Source organism: Arthrobacter sp. Y3221048 (assembly GCF_059092685.1).
This window is the reverse complement of sequence record NZ_JBNHHX010000004.1, coordinates 162097-186806: the sequence shown is the minus strand read 5'-3', so window position 1 is coordinate 186806 and position 24710 is coordinate 162097. Positions and strand designations below refer to the sequence as shown.

Below are 24710 nucleotides of genomic sequence, written 5' to 3'. Positions count from 1 at the left end.
TGCTCAGACCCTGTTCGGCAGCGAGGCGAGACGGTGTGCGGCTTCCTGCAGGACCTCGGTCTTCTTGCAGAATGCGAAGCGCAGCAACGAACGGGTCCGCTCGGCGCCGTCGGGGTGGCAGAAGACCGGCACCGGGATGGCAGCGACACCAATCTGCTCGGGCATCCGGCGGGCGAGTTCCAGCGAGTCGGTAAAGCCCAGCGGCGCCGTGTCCACGTTAACGAAGTACGTTCCCTGCGGTGTGAAGACATCGAAGCCTGCCTGCCGCAAGCCGGCGCTGAGCAGGTCCCGCTTGGCCTTCAGGTCACCGGCGATTCCGCTGTAGAACGAGTCCGGCAGCCCCAGCCCCACCGCCACCGCGTCCTGGAACGGCGCGCCTGAGCTGTACGTGAGGAATTGCTTGACCGTACGCACCGCGGCGACGAGGTCCGCCGGGCCGGAGAGCCAGCCGACCTTCCAACCGGTGAACGAAAACGTCTTGCCTGCCGAGGAGATGGTGAGTGTCCGCTCGCCGGCTCCGGGCAAGGTGGCGATGGGGATGTGCGGTACATCGAACGTCAGGTGCTCGTAGACCTCGTCGGTGACGATCAGCGCGTCGTAGCGCTCGGCCAGCTCGACGATGCGCGCCAACGTCTCGCGGGAAAAAACGCTGCCCATCGGATTGTGCGGGTTGTTCACCAGGACCATGCGGGTGCGCTCCGAGAAGGCCGCTTCGAGTGCGTCGAGGTCCGGCTGGAAATCTGGGGCGAGGAGGGCAGCCGTGGTGTGCCGGGCCCCGGTCAGCCCGATGAGCGCACCGTACGCGTCATAGAATGGCTCGAACGTCAGGACTTCGTCGCCCGGTCCGGTCAGCGCCAGCAGCGTCGCGGCCAGCGCCTCGGTGGCTCCGGTCGTGACGATGATTTCGGTTTCCGGGTCCGGCGACAGGCCGTAGAACCGCTGTTGGTGGGCGGCAATAGCGCCCCGCAGGGTGGGTGATCCCTTGCCCGGAGCATATTGGTTTTTTCCGCCCCGTATGGCGTCGATGGCGGCGGCAGCGATCTCCGCCGGACCATCCTCGTCGGGAAACCCCTGCCCCAGATTAATGGCGCCGGTCCGCGCGGCGAGGGTCGTCATTTCCTCGAAGATGGTGACGCCGAGGCCGCCGTCGTCGGCGAGGAGGTTCGATCCGGCCGCGGTCCGCTGCCACGGTGCCGGAACATCGGCCCGCCTTCCGTGGACGAGTTGCCTCATTGCTGTGCTCATGACTCCCAGTATTACCACCGAAGCGTGGTGCACCGTCCGCCGGATCGACTAGATTCGACTCTATGCGCCGTGCCGTTTGCCCAGGATCCTATGACCCGCTCCACAAAGGCCACGTGGAAATCATTGCCCGTGCCGCCAGCATGTACGACGAGGTCATCGTCGCCGTCTCGACCAACTACGCCAAGAAGTACCGCTTTAGTCTCGACGAGCGGCTCACCATGGCCCGCGAGACGCTGTCCTACCTCCGCGGCGTGAGCGTTGAAGCCATGGGCGAAGGCCTGCTGGCCGAATACTGCCGCAGCCATGGTGCCGGCGTCATCGTCAAGGGCCTGCGCTCGTCGCAGGACTACCACTACGAGCTGCCCATGGCGCACATGAACCGGCACCTGGCCGGCATCGAGACGGTTTTCCTCGCCGCGGAGAGCAGCTACACGCACCTGTCGTCCACCTTGATCAAGGAGATTGCCTCGCTGGGCGGGGATATTTCGGAGTTCGTGCCGAAGGCCGTGCTCGCCCGTTTCCGCGCGGGGGAGCAGGTCCGCTAGCCCTGCCGGGACTGGGTAGGCGATTACGGCGGAGCCGTTGCTTCAGCTAACGTTTGACGCATGCCTCAAGCTCAATCAGTACGAAAAGCCGTTCTGCCTGCCGCCGGGTTGGGGACCAGGTTCCTGCCGGCCACGAAGGCCATGCCGAAGGAAATGTTGCCTGTCGTCGACAAGCCGGCCATCCAGTATGTCGTCGAAGAAGCGACACGCGCCGGCCTGGACGACGTCCTGATGATCACCGGGCGCAACAAGCGTTCCCTGGAGGACCACTTCGACCGCGTCCCGTTTATCGAGCAAACTCTGGAGGACAAGGGCGACGACGCCAAACTGGCCGCGGTCCGGGAATCTTCCCAGCTGGCCGACATTCACTACCTGCGTCAAGGAGACCCCAAGGGTCTCGGCCACGCGGTTCTCTGCGCCAGGCAGCATGTGGGCAACGAGCCCTTCGCCGTCTTGCTGGGCGATGACCTGATTGATGAGCGCGACGAACTGCTCACGGAGATGATCGCGGTCCAGCAGGCGACCGGCGGTTCCGTCATCGCCCTGATGGAAGTCGATCCGGAAGCGATCAGCGCCTACGGTTGCGCCGACATCAGCCGCATCGACGGCGCGACGCACGTGAAGGTGAACGGCTTGGTGGAGAAGCCCGCCGCCGCCGAGGCGCCGTCGAACCTCGCCGTGATCGGCCGCTACGTCTTGCATCCGGCCGTGTTCGACGTGCTGGAGCAGACCCCGCCCGGCCGCGGCGGAGAAATACAGCTGACGGACGCGCTGCAGGCGCTGGCCGGGTCCGAGGAGGACGGCGGCGGGGTTTATGCAGTGGTCTTCAAGGGTCGCCGGTACGACACCGGCGACAAGCTCAGCTACCTCAAGGCGGTGGTCTCGCTGGCGACGGAACGCGAAGACCTGGGACCCGAGTTGAGCTCCTGGATTGTCGATCTGGCATCGCAAATCCAGGCGCGGGATCACGTCCCTGTAACCGCCGACGCCTAGATCTGGCTGGCACAGACCGGCCGGATCCAGGCGGAAGCCAGTGCGACGGATTCTTCGGTGAACCGTCGCAGCCATTCGGCCGGCCCGGCGTCCGGGGATGAGGCCGCCACCATGATGTGCTCGTCTGAACATTGCCGAATGTAAGTCGACGCCCGGGCGACGTGATAGCGGGAAGTTACTACTACCACGTTGTCCCAGCCATTGGTTTGGGCCAAACGGGCGATGCTGCGCGCTTCACCACGCGTGGTACCAACCTCCGGAGTGAAGCAGATCAACTCATACGGGATAAGCGACGGATCCTGGCAGGCCCGGTCAGCATGGATGTTGCCGGGAGTGTCCGTGGATGAGAGCACCAACACGGGAGCAGTTCCCTGCTCCATGATTTCAAGCCCCAAGGGCAGCCTTTCGCCGCTGGCCCCTGCGAGGACCACGACAGCATCGGCCTCGCGTAGAGGTTGGGTCTGCGGGTTGTAGAACAGTGCATAGCACGCTGTGAGCCATACCGTCCCCAGGGTCACGGCCGGTGCAAGCAGCGCGAGCATAGTCATCATGAGACGACGGGTCTTCCACGAAGGACGAGTGCCTGCCACATCTTCACGCTATCTTTGCTCATGGCAATCGCCTTCGACGACCCGGCTTCCGCCGTCGTGATTCCCAACACCGCCCCTTGGTTTGGGCAGGCGGGAGATCCGGGCTAAGATGATACGTCGGTCGTATGTTCCTTAGGAGTTCTCAGTACTGTGGTCTTGAACCATGATCAAAGTTCGGCCTTGACCCTTGCGGTCAAGGACCTCGGGCGCAGCCCGGGCACCATGCGGACTCTTGAAGAACGTATCGCTGCGCCGAAGGATTTCGGGGCAGCACTCATTGGCGTTCAGGAAGGCTCCGATATGGAGTTGGACCTGAAGCTTGAGGCCGTGCACGAGGGAATCCTGGTTTCCGGCACCGTTTCCGTGGCTGTCACGGGCGAGTGCGGGCGCTGCCTGGATCCCATCGCGTACGACCTCGACGTCAATGTGCAGGAACTCTTCTACTACGAGGAAGCTGAACTCCTCGAGGAAGAAGAACAGGACGAACAGCGGCGGGTTGAGCGCGATCTGATCGATCTCGAGCCGGCGCTGCGGGACGCAGTGGTGACCGCCCTGCCGTTCCAGCCGGTGTGCCGGGAAGACTGCCAAGGCTTGTGCCCGGAATGCGGGATGCGCCTTGAAGAGGATCCGGGTCACCACCATGAGGTCGTGGATCCTCGCTGGGCAGCCCTTGCCGGGCTGGCCGGTACGGCCGCCGACGAGGCGCCCAAAAGTAAAGAGTCAGACGAGAGAGAAGAGAGTTAGCCGTGGCTGTTCCCAAGCGGAAGATGTCCCGCTCGAATACGCGCGCACGCCGGTCCCAGTGGAAGGCCACTGCGCCCAACCTGGTCAAGACCGTTGAGAACGGCCGTGTCACCTACAGCCTGCCGCACCAGGCCAAGGTTGTCACCGACTCGGCAGGCACCGCGCTGTTCCTTGAGTACAAGGGCCGCAAGGTAGCCGACGCGTAACAACGTACGGCATGCCTTCAACTGAAGAGCTTTTGGAGCGTCTCGGCGTTGATATCGACGCCGAGACGCTCCGTCTTGCTTTAACCCACCGTTCCTACGCCTACGAGCATGGCGGACTGCCGACCAACGAGCGCCTGGAATTCCTCGGCGACTCGATCCTGGGCTTTTCCGTGACCGACGCGCTGTACCGGGACAACCCGGACCTGCCCGAGGGCGAACTGGCCAAGCGGCGTTCCGCCGTCGTCTCCACCCGCGCGCTGGCCGGCATCGCGCGCAGCCTGGAGGTCGGCCAGCATGTGCTGCTCGGCCAGGGCGAAAAGCTCACCAACGGGGCCGACAAGTCGTCCATCCTGGCCGACACGATGGAGGCCCTCTTCGGCGCCGCCTACCTGTGCCAGGGCATCGAAGCGGCACGTCAGCTGGTGATGCGCCTCGTCGGGCCGCTCCTCGCGGATGCCGACGCCCTGGGCGCGGGCACGGACTGGAAGACCAGCATCCAGGAGCTGGCCGCCGCCCGGAAGATGGGCAACGTGACCTACCAAGTGGAGGGATCGGGCCCGGACCACGCCCGGACCTTCGTGGCCACGCTGCTGATCGGCACCACCGAATACGGCCGCGGCACCGGACACTCCAAGAAGGAAGCCGAGCAGGAAGCTGCGGCCACCACATGGCGGGCGCTGCGTGCCTCGCTGCCCGTGTCGGTGACGGAGACCGCCGACTCCGATGCCTGAACTGCCTGAGGTGGAGGTTGTCCGCCGCGGGCTCGCCCAGTGGGTCCGCGGACGGACCATCACCGGAGTAGACGTCCTCGACGAGCGATCCATCCGGCGCCACGCCCTCGGAGTCGACGACCTGCGCGGCAACCTGATTGGCGCCCACGTGGCCGACGTCGCCCGGCGGGGAAAATTCCTCTGGATGCCGCTGCTGGAGACCACACCGGACACTTCGCCGCCCCCGGCCGCGGTTGAGGCCGTGCCCGACGAGCCCAAACTCGCCCTGATGGCACACCTCGGCATGAGCGGGCAACTGCTGGTCGAAGACAGCGCGCAGCCCGACGAGAAGCACCTGAAGGTCCGATTGACGCTCAGTCCGGCCGAAGGGACCGATGGCCCGCCGATGCCGGCCGAGCTGCGGTTCGTAGACCAGCGGATTTTCGGCGGCATGTTCCTGGCCGACCTGATGCCCACTCCTGACGGCCACGCCGGCGGCATGTCCGAGACCGGCCTGCCGCTGATCCCGGTCGAGGCCTCGCACATCGCCCGCGACCCCCTCGACCCGGCGTTCTCCTTCGAGGCGTTCTACCAGCGCCTGCGTGCCCGCAGGACCGGCATCAAGCGCGCCATCCTGGACCAGGCCCTGGTCTCCGGCATCGGCAACATCTACGCCGATGAAGCGCTGTGGGCCGCCAAGCTGCACTACGCCCGCCCGACCGACACCTTGCGCCGCAAGGAAGCCGAGCGGCTGCTGAACGCTTGCCGGGACGTCATGACCAGGGCGCTCGACGCCGGCGGCACCAGCTTCGATTCCCTCTACGTGAACGTCAATGGCGCATCCGGGTACTTCGAACGGTCGCTGAACTCCTACGGCCGAGAGGGCGAGCCCTGCCACCGCTGCAGCGAACTGGGGCTGTCCACGAGGATCCGCCGGGACACCTTCATGAACCGGTCCTCCTACACCTGCCCGGCCTGCCAGCCCAGGCCCCGGAACGGCCGCTGGTAAGTACCCTGGGCCGGCGCCCGCCGCTCCCTGGATGGGAAGTGCAGGCATAGCCCTTAGCCTGAATCTGAGCAGGCAGACACCATGTTGCCCGCGATTCCCCGGCGGAATGTGCCGTGAAGTGCGTGAAAACGATGACGGGCCCTCGCCATTGCCCCGCGTCGGGAAATATTCTGTTATTCCAACCCTTTTACCGCGGGAGAGGAAATCGTGGACCGTCGAAAGTTTCTGACCGTGCCGTTGGCGGCTATGGCGGCGCCGGGAGCTGTCCTCGCTTCTACTGCCGCTCCCGGACAAGCCGCAACCAGGGCGCTTAAAGGCATAGCTCATGGCGGTAAGGACGCACTCGCGCTGAAGCAGATCCAGAGTCTAAAGGTTGATTGGTACTACACTTGGGGGTCGACTTACACCGTCACCACTAATCCGCCGTTTGTGCCGATGGTCAAGGACGCTAGACGGCTCTTGGAGCAAAATGCCATCGGAAATGTGATGAAACAATTGCCGGTGACGAAAGCCAAGCACCTCTTGGGCTTCAACGAACCAGACCACCGGGCCCAGGCCAACATGTCCGTCGATGAGGCCATTAGGCTGTGGCCAAGACTCCAGAAGACAGGTCTGAGACTGGGATCTCCAGCGACGGTCAATCCAACGAGTCCCTGGCTCTCCGAATTTATGTCCAAGGCGAAGAAGGCCGGGCTGCGCGTGGATTTTATGACCATGCACTGCTATGCGTGGCCTAACGCCGATAGTTTCTTGGGCAAGGTTAAGGCGCTGTACGAGAAATACGGGAAGCCCGTCTGGGTGACTGAATACGCCGTAGCGGACTGGTCGGCTACGAAAATAAGACCGAGCCGCTACAGCAGGGCCGAGACCAACGATTTCATGAGAGCCACGGTAGCCGGAATGCGTGCCATGCCTTTCGTTGAGCGTTTCTCCTGGAAAACGCGGGCTGCCTTTGACCCGATTATGGGCTCGTCGGCGCTTTATCACACAAATGGTTCGCTGACCTCGACTGGCAGGTTGTACGCGTCGCTGTAGAAGAGGCTGCAAATAAAGGTGGTGGACCCGCCTAAACATGTCGTTCGACTAGGCTGAAACGGATATCCGCAGGGGAGCCAGGAGAGCCGCATTGTCGTCTGAGAAGCCGTTTACCGTAGGACGACGCACAGCCCTGGGCTTCGTTGCCGGCGTAGCTCTGCCGCGGGTGGTCACCTACACACCTGAGCAGCCCGCGGCGCCGAGCCTGGAAGCCGGCAAGCCGGTCGACGCGAGCATAGAGCAGGCCGCTGCCACCAGCGTCAGGCGCCCGTGGATTGGCGTTCGCGTACGCGGCGAATCCGAACAGGACTACACCGGCGCCAACTACTTCAAGCCGACGCAGGAGCTTGAGTCCGAGCTCAACGCAAGCTTCGACGTCGTGTCCTATTACCGGGCCGTCGGGGCTGACACTGCAGAGACTTACACCGCAGAGGTAGTGCCGGAACTGGCGCGCGACAGGACGCGGAAGCTCATGTACGCGCTCGAAATCTGGAAGGAGAACGACGCCTTCATCAAGGAATTCGACGCGAAGAGCGGGATCTATCGCGATCTGGTCAGGCTTTTTCAAGCCATCATCGACGGCGGGAACATGGAGCGCGTCTATCTGGCGCCGTTCCACGAGGGCAACGGCACGGACAGCTACCCGTGGCAGATGTACCGGGACACCGATGCCAACAGCCCGGAGAAGTTCAAGCAGGCGTTCCAGCGGGTCGTGAAGTTGGCCCGCTTTATGGGCGTGGAGTGCAAATTCATCCAGTGGTATCTGACCAGCAACGGCGGTGACGGCGATTCGCAGAACCTGGCGGAAGGGTATGCCGGGGACGAATGGGTGGACCTGGTTGGGGTTTCCTATTACAACCGCTCCAACGCGAAGGGCTACAGCGAGACCTGGCTGCCCGCCGGAGCAGAGCTGCGCCGGTTCGTCAGCCGGGTCGAGGCAATGTCCGCCCGCAAGGTCTGGATCTGCGAGTCCGGCTGTGCGGCCAGCAACCAAGGAGAGGACAAGGGTCAGTGGTATGCGGATCTGATCCGTTTGGTGGCCTCCCCGGAGCTGCCCCGGATCGAGGCGGCAATCCTGTTCCTCATCGACGCGGACTCGACGGACATGCGGTTGGAAAATGCGGAGCAGAGGCGGTTGGTGGGTCAGGCAATTAACGACGCCGGCCGGGTGACCCGCTTCGAAGAGCCCTCGGATTTCAACCGTAACCTGTTGCCGCCGTCCGTTTCGGTACCCGAGTCCACAGCCACCTGGTCCCTCGCCGGGGACGGTTCCACATTCGAGATCACAACCAACGCTCCGTCCGTCATGGACCGTGGAACCACCAGCCTGCGAGTGACGAAGCCGAAGTCCAACGGTTCATCCGAGAACGACTATGCGGTCTATCGCGACGCCCGGTCCGGCGAACTTGATTTCGAGCTCGGCAAGCCGCACGTGTTCACCTTCAAGGCCCGCGCCTCCTTCGACGGCTTCCGCCTCAGCGCAGGCATGCGCCAGCCCGACGGCGATGCCCTCTTCTCCGGCGACCGTTCGCTGCTGCTCGGCACGGTTTGGCAGACTCACATTGTCCAGTTCGCCAATACTTCCGACGACCAGGGGGCGTGGCGTTTCCCCTTCTTCCGGTACGGCACCAACTCCCAAGCCGGCTGGTTCGAGATCACGGACCTGAAGATTGCCCGCGGCACCTATCCCAGCCCGAACGTCGACAAGGTGCTCCGGAAACGTGTGCGGAGTACGCCTGAGGCGGGCACCATCCGATGGTCCTGTGAGCACGGGGATCTCTACCGGGTGACCCTGTCCGGTAACCGGTCACTCGCGCTGCCCTCCGGCCTGCCTTATGACGGGCAGGATCTGACGCTGCGGGTGAAGCAGGACGGCACAGGGAAGCGTCGCCTGGAGCTGGCTTCAGGGTTCCGAAAGTCCTCAGTCGCTCTGACACTGGCCGAGGCGCCGAACGCCACGAGCCTGCTGACGTTCCAGTACGATGCCGATGCCGGCAAGTGGGGCCTGGTCAACCTCGTCCGGTGGGACTGACCGGAGGTGGCCGCTGGTAACCGGGCTCTAGCGCCGCAGTTCAGCCAGCACGGCATCCGTGTAGGCGGGCCACGCGTCGGCGGCCCAGGACCCGAAGTCGCGGTCGGTGAGCGCGATGCACGCGGCGCCGGCGTCGGGATCCACCCAGAGGAAGGTGCCGGACTGGCCGAAGTGGCCGAACGTCTTCGGTGAGCTCGTGCTGCCGGTCCAGTGCGGCTCCTTGTGGCCGCGGACTTCGAAGCCCAGGCCCCAGTCGTTGTTTTGCTGGCGGCCGAACCCCGGCAGCACACCCGCCAGCCCCGGGTAGGTGACCTGCGTTGCTTCCTGCACCGTGGCGGGGGCCAGCAGCGACGGCCGCTCGAGTTCGGCGGCGAAGCGGGACAGGTCAGCGGACGTGGAGGTTGCCCCGGCTGCGGGGGAGCCGTCCAGGCTGGTGTCCTTCATGCCGAGGGGAACCAGCACGCCTTCGCGCAGGTAGTCCGCGAAGGCGATGCCCGTGGCGGCCTCGAGCGTCTCGCCGAGCATCTCGAAACCCGCATTGGAGTAGAGCCGCCGGCCGCCGGGGGAGAACCTGACGGTGCGGTCGCCGAAGTCGTAGCCGGCGCTGTGGGCCAGCAGGTGGCGGACGGTGGCGCCTTCGGGGCCCGCCGCCTGGTCCAGTTCCAGCGCGCCTTCTTCGACGGCCAGCAGCACCGCGTAGGCGCTGAGCAGCTTGGTCACGGACGCAAGCGGGAAGCGGCGCTGCTGGTCGCCATGGGAGGCCACAACGGCGCCGTCGGCCGCGACGACGGCGGTGGCCGCGTTGTCCACCGGCCAGGATTCGATCAGCTTCACGCTTTCCATGTCTGCTCCTACCTCGTCGTTCCGCCGTAGTGGGCTGCCAACCGGCGCAGCCCTTCCTCAATGCTGACCTCGGGCACCCAGTCCAGCACCTCGTGGGTGCGGCGCTGGTCGAACCAGTGCGCAGTGGACAGCTGCTCGGCGAGGAAGCGCGTCATGGGCGGTTCGTCGTGGACCAGCCCGCGCGCTCCGGCAGCAGTCCAGACCCGTTCAATAACGGCGCCGGCGCCGCGGGCCACCCAGCCGGGGACCGACCATCCGGGCGCCGCCACGCCGGCGGCCGCGCAGATGCCGGCGATCAGTTCGCCGACCGGCCGGGGCTGGCCGTTGGTGACCACCAGGGCCTGCCCGTGCGCCTGGTCCATCCGTTCGAGCGCACGGACAATCGCCGCCGCGGCGTTGTCGATGTAGGTGGTGTCGATCAGGGCGGCGCCGTTGTCCAGCAGCGGCAGCCGGCCGGCCCTGGCCCGCGCAACCACACGTTCCACCAACTGGGTGTCGCCGGGGCCCCAGACAATGTGGGGGCGGACGGCGGCAACCCGGAATCCGGGGGAGTCCTGGGCCAACGCGAGCAGTTCGGCGGCGGCCTTGGACCGGGCATAGTTGCCGCGGGCCCGGTCCGGGTCAGCCGTCCCCGCACCGGCGCCGGCAATTGCCTCGCCGAAATGCGCGACCGAGGGGGAGGACACGAACACCACGTCGCGCACACCGGCAGACTTCGCCGCGTCCAGCAGCGTCCGCGTGCCGTCGATGTTGGTGGCGACGAACTCGCTCCACTCGCCGGTGAAGGAAACTTTCGCCGCCAAGTGGATGACGGCGTCGGCTCCTTCGACCGCCCGGGCGACGGCGGCGGCGTCTGTCAGCGAGCCGAGGACGGTCCCGACAGCGGATCCGACGCCGGCCGCGGGGCGGCGCTGGAATGTGCGGACGCTTTGGCCCTCCACCAGCAGCAGCCGGGCCACGGCCGCGCCCAGCATCCCGCTGGCGCCCGTGACGAGGACGGTCCGGGTTTCCGCGGCGCTCACGGTTTGGTGATCCGTCCGCCGGCCAGCGCCGTGCCGGCCCACGCCGCCAGCCTGGCGCGGTCGATCTTGGAGTTATGCCGGATGTCGGTGGGCAGCTCGGGGAGCACCAGGACGGCGGCCAGGTCCAAACCCGTGGCGCGGGCGACGGCGGTGCGCACCTCTTCGGCGAGGGCGTAAGGTGCGGTGCCCGGCGACGACGACGGCGGCACGGTCTCCAGCACCGCGACCGGCACCTGCGCCCCCGCGGGACCGACGCCGACGACGGCGGCCAGCCGGACGCCGTCGTGCGTTTCCGCCGCCTGCTCGGCGGCCACCGGGGTGGCGACGCCGTTCGCCGTGGTGATGATGTGCGCCAGCCGGCCTTCGACCCACAGGTGGCCGTGGGCGTCGAGATGGCCCACATCGCCGGTACGGTGCCAGCCGGGCACGGACGCGCTGTGCCGCTGCGTGATCCAGAGCCGGTCGTACCGGTCCTTGACGTGCGGGGCGCTGACGAGGATCTCCCCGGTGACGCCGGGGTCGGAGGTGGGCAGGTCCGCCACGCTGCCGTCCCCGGCAACGGCCGCGATGGCCACCGTGGCCCCCGCCACCGGGGTGCCGACGCAGACGCCGTTCCCAAAACCGGCCGCGCGGATCTCCGCCAGGCTGATGTCCGTAACCGGCAGCGCCTCGGTCATGCCGTAGGGGGTGTGCAGCCCCGCGGACGGCATCAGCGACTGCACCTTGGCCAGCAACGGTTCGGGGATCGGGGCGCCCGCCGAAAGCAGCAGCTTCACGTCGGCCAGTGCCACCCGGTGTTCGTCCGTGAGGCCGTCGGCGGTGGCCAGCACGTTGGCGAGGGCGGCCGGCGAAGCGAAGACGGCGGTGGCGCTGACTGCCGCGGCAGCATCGGCCAGGGCCGCGGCGGTGAGCGTCTTGGGCGCGGTGACGTCCATGTCCGGGGTCACCGACGTGGCCCCCAGCGCCGGACCCAGCAGGGCGAACGGCGCGAAGCCGGCCACGAGCGAGGTGCCGGCCTCCAGCCCGTAGGTGTCCTTGAGGGTGTCCCGCATGGCGGCCAGCCGGCGGTGCGTGTAGACAACGCCCTTGGCCGGGCCGGTGGAACCGGAGGTGAAGAGGATGGCGGCGTCGTCGTCGGGATCGGGGCCTGCATGCTCGGCGCGGCTGCCCGCCGGGGCGGCCGCAATGGCGGCGGCTTCGAGGAGTTCGGGAACGGAGTGGGCAACCCCGTAGAGCGTGCGCTTGGCCCGGCCCATCCCGGTCAGGCTGATCCGCTGTCCCGGCCAGTTGAACAGCCGGGCGGCGGCGAAGGCACGTTCGACGCCGATGATGAACCGGGGGCCGGCGCCCTTGATCGCGCGGCTCAGGCCGGCGGGCCCCAACCCGGCGTCGGCCACCACGATGACGGCGCCAAGCTTCAGGCAGGCGTAGATCAGGCTGGTCAGTTCAATGCCGGGCGGGACCAGCAGGTTGACGCGGTCGCCTGCGCTCACGCCGATCCGGGCGAGGCCGTCGGCGAGCAGGTCCACCCGGCCTGCAAGCTCGGCCCAGGACAGCGTCCGCTTTCCTCCCGCCGCGGCGCCCAGCGGGGCCATGTCGACGACGGCGGGGGAATTGTCGTTCCGGCGTTCGTCCAGTTCGGCGAGCATGGAGCGGAAGGGAGCCGCAGCCCGGGGCTCTTCTGCGGCCGCCGCGCGCCCGCCGCCAGCCACGGCGGCGTCGAGCCACGTGAACACGGGGGCGGCGATGTCGCGGTCCTCGGGGAGGAGGTGTCCGGCGCCCTCGAAGCGGTGCACGTCCGCCTGCGGCAGCCGGTCCATCAGGTCGCGCAGGTAGCGGTCGGAGAACACCGGGTCCCTGGGGCCCCACAGGATCAGCGCCGGAACGTCCAGGGTGCGGATGCCTTCGGCCACCCCGTTCAGCGCGTCCCAGCTGGGCGTGCCCTCGTCGGCGGGGATGTCGGCCACGAAGTTGCCCACTCCGGTGCGGCGGGCCGTGTGCCGGTACGGGGCCATGAACGCGTCCCTGACGTCCTTCGCCAACGGAGGACGCGCCAAAGCGTGCGTGACGCGCAGGAACGCGGCCGACGTCGTCGTGCCCCACTGGTGCACGGCGGGGTGCAGCGCCAGTTTCAGCGGGGCGGGCAGCCCGAAGCCGGCGGGGTGCACGGCGGTGTTGGTCAGGACGACGCCGGCGAGCTGGCCGCGGTGCCGGGTGGCCCAGCCCAGCGAGATCACGCCGCCCCAGTCGTGTCCGACGGTGACGACGGGGCCGGTGATGCCCAGTTCGGCGGTCAGGTCGCCCAGATCGGTGATCCGGTCTTCGAGCCGGCGGAAGCTGCCGGTGCGTTCGGAGAAACCCATGTCCAGTTGGTCGACGGCGACCACGCGCCACGGCGCCGCGGCGTCACCGGTGGCGGCCAGCAGGCTGCGCCACAGGTAGGACCAGGTGGGGTTGCCGTGCACGCACAGCAGGGTGCCGGCCGGCTCGATGCCGCGTTCGGCCAGTTGCGGCCCGTTGTCCAGAAGGTGCCAGGTGTGCGCGCTACCGGCCGGGTCCACGGCGGCGGTGGAGCGGACGCGGACGCGGCGGGACCAGGCCGGGTCGACTCCGGGCCAGAGGGGGGCGTCTACCACGCAATCTCCATCATTGTGGTGTTCAGGCCGGAGCCCACGCCCATGCAGAGCACCCGGTCGCCGCTGCCCAGGGTCTGGGATTCCTGGGCCAGGGTCATCGGCAGCGAGGCCGGCCCCACGTTGCCCCACTTCGGGAAGGTGATCGGCACGCGTTCGCGGACCAGATTGACGGCCTTGATGATCGCGTTGGTATACGAGGTCGAGACCTGATGCGTGACGTACCGGTCCATGGCGGTCCAGTTCCAGCCGTCGCGGTGGGCCTCGTGCCAGGCATTGACCACCAGTTCCAGCCCGTTCTCCAACAGGCCCTTGGTGTCCGTAAACATGCCCGCGGGCCCGCCGACGCACAACTTGTGGTGCTCGGTGCCGGCGCGGGAGACGCCGCCGAGGATCCGGTGCGAGCCGGGGTGGGCGTCGGCGGGGCCGATCACGGCCGCGGCGGCCCCCGACCCCAACGTCAGCGTGGCGAATTCGCGCAGGTAGTCGGCGCGGGTGGAATCCGGGTGGTTCAGCCGCTCGAAGGTGGTTTCCTGGGTCGGCTGCGCGTCCTCGCCGGCGACGATCAGCGCGTACTTGATCTGCCCGGAATCGATCATGTTGGCGGCCAGCGTGATTCCGTTGACGAAGCCCAGGCAGGCGTTCGTCAGGTCAAAGTTCATGGCCGACGACGGCAGGCCCAGCCCGTGGTGGATCTTCACCGCGACGGACGGCTCCAGGTTCTTGCGCGTGACCGAGGTGTTGATCAGCAGGCCGATCTGGCCCGGCTCCACGCCGGCTTCGGCAAGGGCCTTGGCCCCGGCTTCGATGGCGGCGTCGTCGAATGATGATCCGGGCGACCACCAGCGGCGTTCGGTCACGCCGGCAACACGTTCCAGCAGCTTCCGGGAGAGCTTCAGGCGCTTGAGGCTGGGTGCCAGCCGGTCGTCGAAGTCGGCGGAACTGACGGCTACCGGGGCCTCCACGCTCGAGACGGCCAGCAGTGCCGTGTTGTCATGTCGAAACGTCGCGTTACCGATCAATATCCAGCCTTTATTCGTCTTCCGGGACGGTCACCTGTATGCGGAGAATCCCGCATGGGTACCCGAACTCTTAACTATGCACCTCGAAGCAGCGTTCCGCACGTGCCGAGAATGGCATGGGACTGTGGTCATTGTCTCGCCCGCTGCTCCTCCGTGTGCGGCGGATAGCCCTATTGACGTTACCCGGGGACCACAAAGTGTCATCCCAGGGGCGGTCCGGATTCGGCTGGTACGGCGGAAGCTTTGCGGAATCTGTTGTTCAAACGGCGGTCCGCCAGAAAGAGCAATCCGGCAAGTGAGCAGGCGACAGCGGGCCAATAGCTATACCGGAAATCAGAAGCCGGGACAATCGGAATGTAACCGGCAAGGTAAAGAAAAGACGACCAGCTGAGCGCCGCGATGTAGGGCCGCATATATCTTGCCTTCGGGAGTAACAAGATGATGGTCACCGCGACAGCAAGCCAGAACCAGGCCCTGAAGAACCAAGGGAACGTTTTCGCACCCAGTTCCACTACATAATCGAACAGGATGTTGTCGGCCTTGGTGGGCTCAACGTGGTACTCGGCGGGGACTGCATGGCGGCCCGCCGTGATTCCCACGTACTCGCTCTTGCCAACAAACAGGAAGCGCGCGTAGGTCTGCGCCCGGTAGTAGGCATACCGGACAGGGTGGGTGACGACTTCGCTCAGCCAGAGGTCCCGGACCTCCGACTGATAAGCGATCGGTTCGAAGGATTTGCCGGTTGCCCCGCGGCCATAGCACTTCCAATAAGCATCCCAAATCGCGTCTTCAGCCTGACATTCTTCGCGGGCTTGCAGCAGCTTGTCTTCCAACTCCTGGGGGATATCCGCATCCCTTATCTCATCGGCAGGCACGGTGAAGATGATGTCGTCCAGGAAGACCTGGGACAGCTGGCCGGTGGCCTTGGGCTGGAATGCGGCGTTGAACGCTGCACCCGCGCCCAGCAACAACACCAGGAACGTCACGGCGGCTATCGAATATCCGCCCACAAAGTGTTTCCGGTCGGCCGTCAGCCGTCTGCGCCGCTGCGGTGACGCGTTGCGCCACGCCCGGTAGAGGAGGAAGACAAGGGGGAGGATCGCAAAGAACGCATTTTTTCGGACCATCGCTCCGTACAGCAGGAACAACAGCGACAGGGCGAGCAGCGGATATCGGAATCTTGGGAAGCGCTCGGCCAGCAGTATGAGGACGGTGCCGCTAAAGAACGCGATCATCATGAGCACGTCCTTCCACATCACACCTAAGAACGTGATGGTGAACGGCAGCAGCGGAATCGCGAGGGCGAGCGAGGACATGAGCCGGCTGCGGGTGAGGTCGTGAAGGTAGATCGCCAGCAGCAGCGCGGCAACGAACGTCAAGCAGATCTGCACCAGCACCATTGAGCTGACTTCGCCGGTCAGCCTGTACAAACCTGTCCAGCTGGCCGTCATGATGGCAGGGTGCCAGTCGTCCAGCGGAATCAGGCCGAGGACCTGCTTGAGCTGATGGGCAGAATCATTCGTCATGCGTCCCGGCCGGTTCGCCACCCACAGAAAAACGGTGGCCAGAAAAGCGGCGACGCCCAAGACTGAAAGCCACCAGTAGTCAGACGCAGTCCATGCCGGCCGTACGTCGGTCGGGCCGCCGGTCTGGCTGCGGGCCGTGCGGGCGGATGAACCGCTCACGTGTTCGCCCACTCGGGACGCACCTGTGCCGCGTCCGCCGAAACCGCATGTCCATCCTGCTGCTGCTGCGGCGGCTCCAGCCGCAGGTAGGCCAAGCGGGCTGCTTCACGCCGTCCTCGCTTCAAGCCGTCGAGGATGATGCCGATGCAACCCACCAGAACCGCCAGCCCCATCAAGGCAGCAGCCAGAATCGCCGTCGGGAACCGGGGAACCAGGCCGGTTTCGAAGAACTCGATGACCACGGGCACCCCCAACCCAAGGGAAGCCAGCGCCAGCGCTGCGGCGATGGTGCCGTGGAAGAGCGTCGGCCGTTCCTGGCGGACGAGCTGAAAGATGAGGGACAGGATTTTGAAGCCATCCGTGTAGGTATTGAGCTTGCTTTCGCTTCCCTCGGGCCGTTCGCGGAATCCGACCTCGACCTCGGTCTGCGGCAGGCGCAGGGACGTCAGGTGCACCGTGAATTCGGTCTCGATTTCGAATTCCTTGGACACGGCGGGGAATGACTTGGCGAAGCGGCGGGAAAACACGCGATACCCCGACAACATGTCCGAAACCTGGGATCGGAAGAGAAGGCTGACAACCCGGTTAAACATCCGGTTGCCCATCTCATGCCCCGGGCGGTACGATCCGGTTTCTGCCGTATCGGCACGAACACCGAGCACCTGATCGTACGGGCCGTCCAACAGGGCTTCGATCATGCGGGGCAAGTCCGCCGCCTCGTACGTGTCGTCGCCGTCGATCGTGACATAGATATCGGCGTCGATATCGGCAAACGCCCGCCGGATAACGTTGCCCTTGCCCTTGCGCGTCTCGTACCGGACGACGGCGCCGGCTGCGCGCGCCAGCTCGGCGGTGCGGTCGGAACTGCTGTTGTCATAGACGTAGACCGTTATCCCCGGGACTGCGAGTCTCAGATCCCGGACCACGGTGGCAACTGTCTGTTCTTCGTTGTGACACGGGACAATGGCGGCAATACGCTGTCCCGGAAAACCAGCTGGATCTGACACGGGCAAAAGTACTCCTAACCGGAGGTGGACTGGCCTTCAGGGTAGTTCGCCGTGGCCAATACACAAGGTTGCCACCCCCACCGTCCGGGGTCATTGATTTCGGGGTCGGGTAGCAAAACATCGCGAACGCCTCGTCCGCGCGTCGGCAATGTACGTCCTGGACAGGATGACCGGGCCTCCACAGGCTGGCCTTTACACGGGCTTGTCCACCAAGACAAGCCCGTCCTGCCCGGGAATTCGCGGAGGGCACGGTAGATTGATGCAAGGAAAACGTCCGCCGCGGGAGACACAACGTGCATCTTAAATCTCTGACTGTGCGGGGCTTTAAGTCTTTTGCGTCGGCGACGACCTTCGACTTCGAGCCCGGCGTCACCGCCGTGGTCGGTCCCAACGGGTCGGGCAAGTCCAACGTGGTGGACGCCCTCGCCTGGGTGATGGGGGAGCAGGGCGCCAAAACGCTGCGCGGCGGCAAGATGGAGGACGTCATCTTTGCCGGGACGGCGGGCCGCCCGCCGCTGGGCCGCGCGCACGTGTCGCTGACCATCGACAATTCCGACGGCGCCCTGCCGATCGAATACTCCGAGGTCACCATTTCCCGCACCCTGTTCCGCACGGGCGGGTCCGAATACGCCATCAACGGCAGCAGCTGCCGGCTGCTGGACATCCAGGAACTGCTCTCCGACTCCGGGCTGGGCCGGGAGATGCACGTGATCGTCGGCCAGGGCCAGCTGGACAAGGTCCTGCACGCGACGCCTGAGGACCGCCGGGGGTTCGTGGAGGAAGCAGCCGGCATCCTCAAGCATCGCCGCCGCAAGGAAAAAACGGTGCGGAAGCTGGAGTCCATGCAGGCCAACCTGCAGCGGCTGACCGACCTCACCGGCGAGATCCGCCGCCAGTTGACGCCGCTGGGTAAGCAGGCAGAGGTGGCCCGCCGGGCCCAGCAGGTCCAGTTCGAGGTCCGCGATGCCCGTGCCCGGCTGCTCGCCGACGAGCTGGTGGAGCTGAGCACCTCCCTGGCCCAGGAAGTGGCGGACGAGGCCGCGCTGAAGACCCGGCAGGCCGAGGTGGAGAAGACCCTGGAATCCGGGCGCCGGCGCCTGGCCGAGCTGGAGCGGCTGGCGGCCGAAGCCACGCCGACGCTGAACGCCGCGCGCGACAGTTGGTACCGGCTCTCGTCCACCCGCGAACGTTTCCGTGCCCTCGCCAGCCTGGCCAATGAACGACGACGGCTGCTCGGCTCGGCGGAGCATGAACCGGAGGGCGGGCGGGACCCGGAGATCCTGGAACAGCAGGCAGCCGAGGTCCGCGAGGAGCAGGCCGAGCTGGAGTTCGAGCTCGAGGACCGCCGTGGGGTATTGGACGACGCGATCGAAGCGCGCGCCGCCGCAGAGCGGGCGGCGCAGGACGAAGAGAAGCGGCTGACCAACATCCTGCGGGCCGCCGCCGACCGCCGCGAAGGGCTGGCCAGGCTGGCCGGCCAGGTGGGCGCAGCCAGGTCCCGCGTGGAGTCCGCCGAGGCCGAGCTGGGCCGGCTCCGGGCGTCGATCGGCGAGGGAGAAGAACGCCGACGCCAGGCGCAGGCCGAATTCACCGCGCTGGAGTCCCAGGTGGCCGGGGTGGAACAGGGCGAAGAGGGTCTGGACGCCGCGTACGAGGACGCCAGCGACGAACTCGCCGCCATTGAGGCGGAGCTGGAGCAGTTGCGGGCCGACGAACGCGAGGCCGAACGCGAACGCGACGCCCTCGCCGCGCGCAAGGAGGCACTGGAAGTCGGGCTGAACCGGCGGGACGGCAGCGAGACGCTGCTGGCCTCGGGCACCGAGGGCGTGCTGGCCCCGCTGGCGGACCTGATCACCGTGGAACCCGGTTACGAAGCGGCGATTGCGGCAGCCTTGGGGCCGCTGGCCGAGGCCGTCGCCGTCGCCGACCGCGACGCCGCCGTCCGGGCGCTGGAACTGATGAAGGCCGACGACGCCGGCCAGGTGGACCTCCTCATCGCCGGCGCGCCGGGGGCGGAGGGCGGAAGCGCCGGCGATCACACGGGGCTCCCGGAAGGGGCCGTCCCCGCGGCCGGCCTGGTCCAGGCCAAGCGGGGCGTCGAAGGAACGGTGCGCACACTGCTGGGCTCCGTCGTCGTCGTGGCAGACCTCCGGATGGCTGCAGGGGTTATCGCGATCGACGCGGCGCTGTCCGCCGTCACCCGGGACGGGGACATTTTCACCGCTTGCGCGGCGCGCGGCGGATCCGCCGGCGGTCCGAGCCTGTTGGAGGTCCAGGCGGCCGTGGACGAAACCATGCACCGGCTCGAAGCCGCCACGGCCCGGGCCGAACGGGCCAAGTTCGCGATCGCCGGCGCAACCTCGCGCCGCGACGGGGCCAAGCTGCGGGCGGACGCCGCCCTCGAGCAGCTGCACGAATCCGACGCCCGGCTGGCCGCCGTCGCCGAACGCCTGGGGCAGCTGGGCTCGGCGCTGCGCTCGGCCACGGGGGAGAGCGAACGGCTGGCCAAGCTGGTGGAGGCCGCCGAGGCGAACATCGTCACCGAACAGCAGAAGCTGGCCGACATCACCGGGCGGCTGGCCGCGGCACAGGCCGCCGAGGATGCTCCGGCCGACGCCGAACCGTCCACCGAACAGCGGGACGCGCTCGCCGCGGCGGCCGCCCGGGCACGCCAGGTGGAAATGGAGGCCCGGCTGGCGCTGCGATCGGGCGAGGAACAGCTGACGGCCATCGGCAACCGGGCGGCCTCGCTGGAACGGGCCGCCGCCACGGAACGGCACGCCCGGGCGCAGGCCGCCGAGCGGGCCCGCAAGCGGCGGCTCCAGGCCGCCAAGGCCGCCGCCGTCGCGCAGGGTGCCCAGCAGGCGTTGGCCTGGCTGGACGTCTCGGTGGACCTCGCCGAACGGGAACGGGACGAGGCCGAAGAGGTGCGTGCGGCGTGGGAGGCGGAGCTGTCCACGGTGCGCTCGTCGACCGACGCGCTCGCCGCCGAACTGCGCGAGCTGACGGATACGGTCCACCGCGACGAGCTGGCACGGGCCCAGCAGCAGTTGAAGATCGAGGCCCTGCAGACCCGCTCCATCGAAGAGCTGGGCCTGACCCCCGACCATCTGATTGCCGAGTATGGGCCGGACCAGCCGGTCCCGGTCGCCACCGCGGCGTCGAACGACAAGTGGGCCGCACTGCGGGCCCCGGTGGACGAGGAAGGCAACGCCGTCGTCGAGGGTGTTCCGTTCGTGCGGGAGGAGCAGCAGAAGCGGCTCAAAAAGGCCGAACGCGACCTGGCCGCGCTGGGCAAGGTCAACCCGCTGGCGCTGGAGGAGTTCGCCGCGCTGGAGGAACGCCACCAATTCCTGAGCACCCAGCTGGAAGACCTCAAGGCCACCCGCAAGGACTTGCTGGAGATCATCAAGGAAGTCGACGAGCGGGTGGAACAGGTCTTCACGGAGGCCTACCGAGACACGGCCGTGCAGTTCGAGCGGGTGTTCGGCCGGCTCTTCCCGGGCGGCGAGGGCCGGCTGGTGCTCACCGACCCGGAGGACATGCTCACCACGGGCATCGACGTGGAAGCCAGGCCGGCCGGCAAGAAGATCAAGCGCCTGTCCCTGCTCTCCGGCGGCGAGCGCTCGCTGACCGCGGTGGCCCTGCTGGTGGCGATCTTCAAGGCCCGACCGTCCCCGTTCTACGTGATGGACGAGGTGGAAGCGGCGCTGGACGACACCAACCTGGGCCGGCTGATCACCATTTTCGAGGAGCTGCGCGAATCCAGCCAGCTGATCGTCATCACCCACCAGAAGCGCACCATGGAAGTGGCCGACGCGCTGTACGGTGTAACGATGCGCGGCGACGGCGTAACCACCGTCATCTCGCAGCGGCTGGAACATGCAAAGGCACTGGTCGACTGAGGTAGGAAGGCAGGCGAATTGGCGGGAATACCGGGCGAGACAGCCCAGATGCTGACCATCGACGGATGCGAGGTCCGCATCCGGACCGTCGGCTCGGGGCCCACGGACTTCGTGCTGGTACACGGCATCGGCGTCTCCGGACGCTACTTTGAACCGCTCGCGGCCGAACTGGCCCGGCACGGCACGGTACACCTGGTCGATCTGCCGGGCCACGGCGGAACCGCCAAACCGGAACGCGCACTCGGGCTGGTGGACTTCGCCGGGCTGGTCGACGGGGCCATGGGCCGGCTGGGCATCGGCCCCGCGGTGCTGGTGGGCCACTCCATGGGCTGCCAGGTCGTCGTGGAAATGGCGCTGCATCACCCGGATACCGCCACCGCACTGGTGCTGCTGGCGCCCACGGCGAACCGCCGCGAGCGCACGGCCTGGCAACACGGCCTCCGGCTGTTCCAGGACGGGTTCCGGGAACCGCTGACCGTGGACATGATCGAGGTCACCGACTATGTGCGCTGTGGGCTGCGCTGGTACCTGAAGACACTGCCGGCCATGCTCGACCAAAAGCTGGAGCACCGGATCGCCGGCGTGCAGGTGCCGGTGCGCATCGTCCGCGGCGACCGGGACCCGATCGTGCCGCTGTACTGGTGCCGCGAACTGGCCGATGCCTGCCCGGACGCGACGGTGGACAGCATCCCGGGCGAGGCACACGTGATGATGTTCCGTTCACCCGGCCCGGTGGCCCGGCTGTGCCTGGCCACGGCCGGATTCGACGATGCTGCCCTCGTAGACCGGTCGTGAACCACCTGCCCCCGGGACTGCGGCTGGGCCGGGCCTGGCTGCTGGACTACGCCTACATCGGCTACCAGCAGGTCCGCGGTCTCTTCGACCGGACCGGCCCGGCCCGATACCGGGAGGCCGGAACCCGCCGGGCGGACCCCGTCGTCGTGCTTCCGGGCATCTACGAGTCCTGGAAGTTCATGCGCCCGCTGATCGAGCACGTCCACGGCCGCGGGCATCCGGTGCACGTGATCGAACCGCTGGGCTACAACGTGGGCAGCGTCGAGCGGATGGCCGGGCTTGTCGCCGACTACCTCCGCGGGCAGGACCTGGACAACGTGACCATCATCGCGCACAGCAAGGGCGGGCTGATCGGCAAATACGTCATGACGGGTGCGGAGTCCGGGGCGCGGGTGAAGCGCATGGTGGCGATCGGCACGCCTTTTTCCGGTTCCCGCTACGCGTCCTTCGCGGTGACGCCGATGGTCCGGGCGTTTGCGCCGAACAACCGCGTCCTGCGCCGGCTGCTGGCCAACCTGGAGGTCAACCACCGGATCGTGTCCGTCTACAGCGCGTTCGACCCGCACATTCCCGGCGGCTGCCGGCTCGACGGCGCCATCAACATCCGGCTCGAGACCAGCGGGCACTTCAAGATCATCGCCGAGGACCGCGTGCGGGAAATCATCGACCGGGTGCTGGACGGCGCGACGCCGGAATGACCGGCCCGGTCCCCGTTTCCCACGGTGCGGTGGGGACTTGCGCGCCGGGGGCGGCCATTGTCCGGTCCGCGGCGGGGCGTTAGTGTCGAAACCAAGGACCACTTCAGAGGAAACCGGGCAGCCGCGCAGCCGTGACGGCGGTCCGGGCAACACAAGGAGGCAGGCATGGCCGGACACCGGTTCGATGGAGGTTCGCGATGGGCTCCGTAGTAATTTTTGCTCCCTCGCCCGTTCTCACGGTGACCGTGGAGGACGTCGAGGGCATTGCCGATATCCACCTGCACGCCGGCGGCCAAGGCGTCTGGCAGGCGCGGATGCTGACCGCCCTTGGCGCTTCCGTCACGATGTGCGCCGCGTTCTCGGGCGAAGCCGGCGGCGTGATCCGGCATCTGATCGCCGACGAGGGGGTCAAGGTCCTCCCGGTAAAGGGCGAGGGCAGCAGTGCGGCGTACGTCCATGACCGGCGGGGCGGCGACCGGGAGGTCATCGCCGAGAGCCCCGGGGAAAAACTGACCCGCCATGAGCTCGACGAACTCTACGGCCTGACCCTGCAGGCCGGGATCGAGGCGGGCACGGCGATCCTCAGCGGCGCGGTCCGCGAAGACGCCGTGCCGCACGACGTCTACCGCCGGCTTGCCGCCGACCTGCGCACCGCCGGCTGCCAGGTGATCACCGACCTCACCGGCGACCGGCTCACCGCCGCGCTCGCCGGCGGCGTAACCGTGGCCAAGATCGCCGACGACGAACTGACCGAGAGCGGGCGGGCCGCCTCGGACGAACCCGAGGCGATCATCGAGGCAATGCGCGGCCTGCACGCTGAAGGAGCCGGCACGGTGATTGTCACCCGCGCGCACCTGCCGTCCCTGATGCTGCATGAAGGCGCCCTCAGCGAGATCCGGGTCCCAGAGATGCAGAGCGTGGACACCCACGGGGCGGGGGATTCGCTGACCGCCGGGGTGGCGGCGACCCTGGCCGACGGCGGCACCATCCACGAGGCGGTGGTGCTGGGCACGGCTGCCGGCGCGCTGAACGTGACCCGCCACGGCCTGGGCACCGGGGAAGCGGGCGCCATCCGGAACCTGACCAAGCTGGTGACGGTCTCGCCCTACGACGGCGGCGGGAAGGCAACAGGCCGGAAAATCAGCCCGGACGAGCTGGCGCGGAAGGTTCAAGAACAATGAGCAAGCCGAAGATGGTCCTGATCACCAACGACGACGGCATCGACTCCCCGGGCCTGCACGCCTTGGCTGCGGGGGTCCTGGAGGCCGGGCTGAACGTGACGATCGCGGCCCCGGTTGCCGAGGCAAGCGGCAGCAGCGCGTCCATCACGGCCCGGGAGGACGAGGGCCGCATCCGGATCGAGCGGCGCACGCTGGCGGGCCTCGAGTCCGTGCCGGCGTTTGCCGTGCACGGCACGCCCGGTTTCATTGCCATGATTGCGCCGCACGGTGCCTTCGGGGATGCCCCGGACCTGGTGCTCTCCGGCGTGAACCGCGGCGCGAATGTGGGCCGGGTGATCCTGCACTCCGGCACGGTCGGCGCGGCGCTGACCGCTGGCGTGAACGGCGGACGCGGGATGGCGGTGTCCCTGGACACCGGGCTGGAGCCGGCGCACCTGAACTGGAACACCGCGGCCCGGCTGGCCACCGGGCTGTTGCCGTACCTGATGGACCAGCAGACCGGCACCGTGCTGAACCTCAATGTGCCCAATGTGGACGGCGCCCGGCTGCCCGAATACCGGTCCGCGACACTGGCGGAATTCGGCATAGTGCAGACCACGTTGGCCGAGCGCGGAGACGAGGACCTGCGGCTGGCAATTGCGGACAGCCGGGAGGAAGCCCCGCCGGAGAGCGACTTCGCGCTGCTGGCCGCCGGTTTCGCCACGGTCACCGGAATCCAGCCGGTCACCGAGAGCGAGTTGCCGGAGCTTTCGGCCACCATGGCCACGTTGCAGTGGTAATCGGGAAAGCCCCTTGAAGGGAGGCCAGGGT

Annotated in this window: 21 protein-coding genes; 13 read left to right on the top strand and 8 right to left on the bottom strand. The window is 67.3% G+C overall.

The window, feature by feature from the left end; translation table 11 throughout:
- Positions 1-3: 3 nt before the first annotated feature.
- Positions 4-1245 (bottom strand): aminotransferase class I/II-fold pyridoxal phosphate-dependent enzyme, encoded by a 1242-nt coding sequence (locus tag AC5RVS_RS13410; RefSeq protein ID WP_494108512.1) that lies wholly within the window; start codon positions 1243-1245, stop codon positions 4-6.
- Positions 1246-1307: 62 nt separating this feature from the next.
- On the opposite strand from AC5RVS_RS13410, the gene coaD reads away from it, so the two are divergent.
- Both coaD and galU read left to right on the top strand, forming a co-directional pair.
- Positions 1308-1790 (top strand): pantetheine-phosphate adenylyltransferase, encoded by a 483-nt coding sequence (gene coaD / locus AC5RVS_RS13405; protein WP_494108511.1) that lies wholly within the window; start codon positions 1308-1310, stop codon positions 1788-1790.
- Between the two features lie 60 nt (positions 1791-1850).
- Positions 1851-2783 (top strand): UTP--glucose-1-phosphate uridylyltransferase GalU, encoded by a 933-nt coding sequence (galU, locus tag AC5RVS_RS13400; RefSeq protein ID WP_494108510.1) that lies wholly within the window; start codon positions 1851-1853, stop codon positions 2781-2783.
- Here the strand turns inward: galU and AC5RVS_RS13395 are convergent.
- Entirely contained in the window at positions 2780-3334 is a 555-nt protein-coding gene (locus tag AC5RVS_RS13395; protein ID WP_494108509.1) for a YdcF family protein, read from the bottom strand. The two genes, galU and AC5RVS_RS13395, sit on opposite strands and share 4 nt — an antisense overlap.
- Before the next feature lie 219 nt (positions 3335-3553).
- Between AC5RVS_RS13395 and AC5RVS_RS13390 the strand changes: the two genes are divergently transcribed.
- The 6 genes from AC5RVS_RS13390 (at position 3554) to AC5RVS_RS13365 (ending at position 9109) form a co-directional block, all read left to right on the top strand.
- On the top strand, positions 3554-4117 hold the full coding sequence (locus AC5RVS_RS13390) for a YceD family protein (RefSeq protein WP_494108508.1): 564 nt from the start codon (positions 3554-3556) through the stop codon (positions 4115-4117).
- Between the two features lie 2 nt (positions 4118-4119).
- Positions 4120-4323: a 50S ribosomal protein L32 gene (gene rpmF / locus AC5RVS_RS13385; protein ID WP_127511582.1), complete on the top strand. Its 204-nt coding sequence runs from the start codon at positions 4120-4122 to the stop codon at positions 4321-4323.
- 11 nt (positions 4324-4334) lie between these two features.
- On the top strand, positions 4335-5054 hold the full coding sequence (rnc, locus tag AC5RVS_RS13380; protein ID WP_494108507.1) for a ribonuclease III: 720 nt from the start codon (positions 4335-4337) through the stop codon (positions 5052-5054).
- The gene (mutM, locus tag AC5RVS_RS13375) at positions 5047-6042 is read left to right on the top strand and encodes a bifunctional DNA-formamidopyrimidine glycosylase/DNA-(apurinic or apyrimidinic site) lyase (protein WP_494108506.1); all 996 of its coding nucleotides are present in this window, start codon (positions 5047-5049) and stop codon (positions 6040-6042) included. Before rnc ends, mutM begins: the two co-directional genes overlap by 8 nt.
- Positions 6043-6249: 207 nt before the next feature.
- Positions 6250-7077: a glycosyl hydrolase gene (locus AC5RVS_RS13370; protein ID WP_494108505.1), complete on the top strand. Its 828-nt coding sequence runs from the start codon at positions 6250-6252 to the stop codon at positions 7075-7077.
- Positions 7078-7168: 91 nt separating this feature from the next.
- The gene (locus AC5RVS_RS13365; protein WP_494108504.1) at positions 7169-9109 is read left to right on the top strand and encodes a glycosyl hydrolase; all 1941 of its coding nucleotides are present in this window, start codon (positions 7169-7171) and stop codon (positions 9107-9109) included.
- Between the two features lie 27 nt (positions 9110-9136).
- Here the strand turns inward: AC5RVS_RS13365 and AC5RVS_RS13360 are convergent, their stop codons facing one another.
- The 6 genes from AC5RVS_RS13360 to AC5RVS_RS13335 all read right to left on the bottom strand — a co-directional run bounded on the left by AC5RVS_RS13360 (position 9137) and on the right by AC5RVS_RS13335 (position 17321).
- The gene (locus AC5RVS_RS13360) at positions 9137-9952 is read right to left on the bottom strand and encodes a serine hydrolase domain-containing protein (protein ID WP_494108503.1); all 816 of its coding nucleotides are present in this window, start codon (positions 9950-9952) and stop codon (positions 9137-9139) included.
- Positions 9953-9960: 8 nt separating this feature from the next.
- Positions 9961-10974: an NAD-dependent epimerase/dehydratase family protein gene (locus AC5RVS_RS13355; protein ID WP_494108502.1), complete on the bottom strand. Its 1014-nt coding sequence runs from the start codon at positions 10972-10974 to the stop codon at positions 9961-9963.
- Positions 10971-13610, bottom strand: a complete 2640-nt coding sequence (locus AC5RVS_RS13350; RefSeq protein WP_494108501.1) for an alpha/beta fold hydrolase — start codon at positions 13608-13610, stop codon at positions 10971-10973. The genes AC5RVS_RS13355 and AC5RVS_RS13350 overlap by 4 nt, the downstream gene beginning before the upstream one ends.
- Entirely contained in the window at positions 13604-14629 is a 1026-nt protein-coding gene (locus tag AC5RVS_RS13345) for a 3-oxoacyl-ACP synthase III (protein ID WP_493986929.1), read from the bottom strand. Before AC5RVS_RS13345 ends, AC5RVS_RS13350 begins: the two co-directional genes overlap by 7 nt.
- A gap of 200 nt (positions 14630-14829) precedes the next feature.
- Positions 14830-16326, bottom strand: coding sequence for a hypothetical protein (locus AC5RVS_RS13340; RefSeq protein WP_494108500.1), 1497 nt, complete (start codon positions 16324-16326; stop codon positions 14830-14832).
- Positions 16311-17321, bottom strand: coding sequence for a glycosyltransferase family 2 protein (locus AC5RVS_RS13335; RefSeq protein ID WP_494108499.1), 1011 nt, complete (start codon positions 17319-17321; stop codon positions 16311-16313). The genes AC5RVS_RS13340 and AC5RVS_RS13335 overlap by 16 nt, the downstream gene beginning before the upstream one ends.
- A gap of 293 nt (positions 17322-17614) precedes the next feature.
- Between AC5RVS_RS13335 and smc the strand changes: the two genes are divergently transcribed.
- From smc to surE, 5 genes are all read left to right on the top strand, one after another.
- Entirely contained in the window at positions 17615-21226 is a 3612-nt protein-coding gene (smc, locus tag AC5RVS_RS13330) for a chromosome segregation protein SMC (protein ID WP_494108498.1), read from the top strand.
- A gap of 18 nt (positions 21227-21244) precedes the next feature.
- On the top strand, positions 21245-22021 hold the full coding sequence (locus AC5RVS_RS13325; protein WP_494108497.1) for an alpha/beta fold hydrolase: 777 nt from the start codon (positions 21245-21247) through the stop codon (positions 22019-22021).
- Positions 22018-22719 (top strand): esterase/lipase family protein, encoded by a 702-nt coding sequence (locus tag AC5RVS_RS13320; RefSeq protein ID WP_494108496.1) that lies wholly within the window; start codon positions 22018-22020, stop codon positions 22717-22719. Before AC5RVS_RS13325 ends, AC5RVS_RS13320 begins: the two co-directional genes overlap by 4 nt.
- 197 nt (positions 22720-22916) lie before the next feature.
- Entirely contained in the window at positions 22917-23900 is a 984-nt protein-coding gene (locus tag AC5RVS_RS13315; RefSeq protein WP_494108495.1) for a 1-phosphofructokinase family hexose kinase, read from the top strand.
- Positions 23897-24679: a 5'/3'-nucleotidase SurE gene (gene surE / locus AC5RVS_RS13310; RefSeq protein WP_494108494.1), complete on the top strand. Its 783-nt coding sequence runs from the start codon at positions 23897-23899 to the stop codon at positions 24677-24679. Before AC5RVS_RS13315 ends, surE begins: the two co-directional genes overlap by 4 nt.
- Positions 24680-24710: the final 31 nt, after the last annotated feature.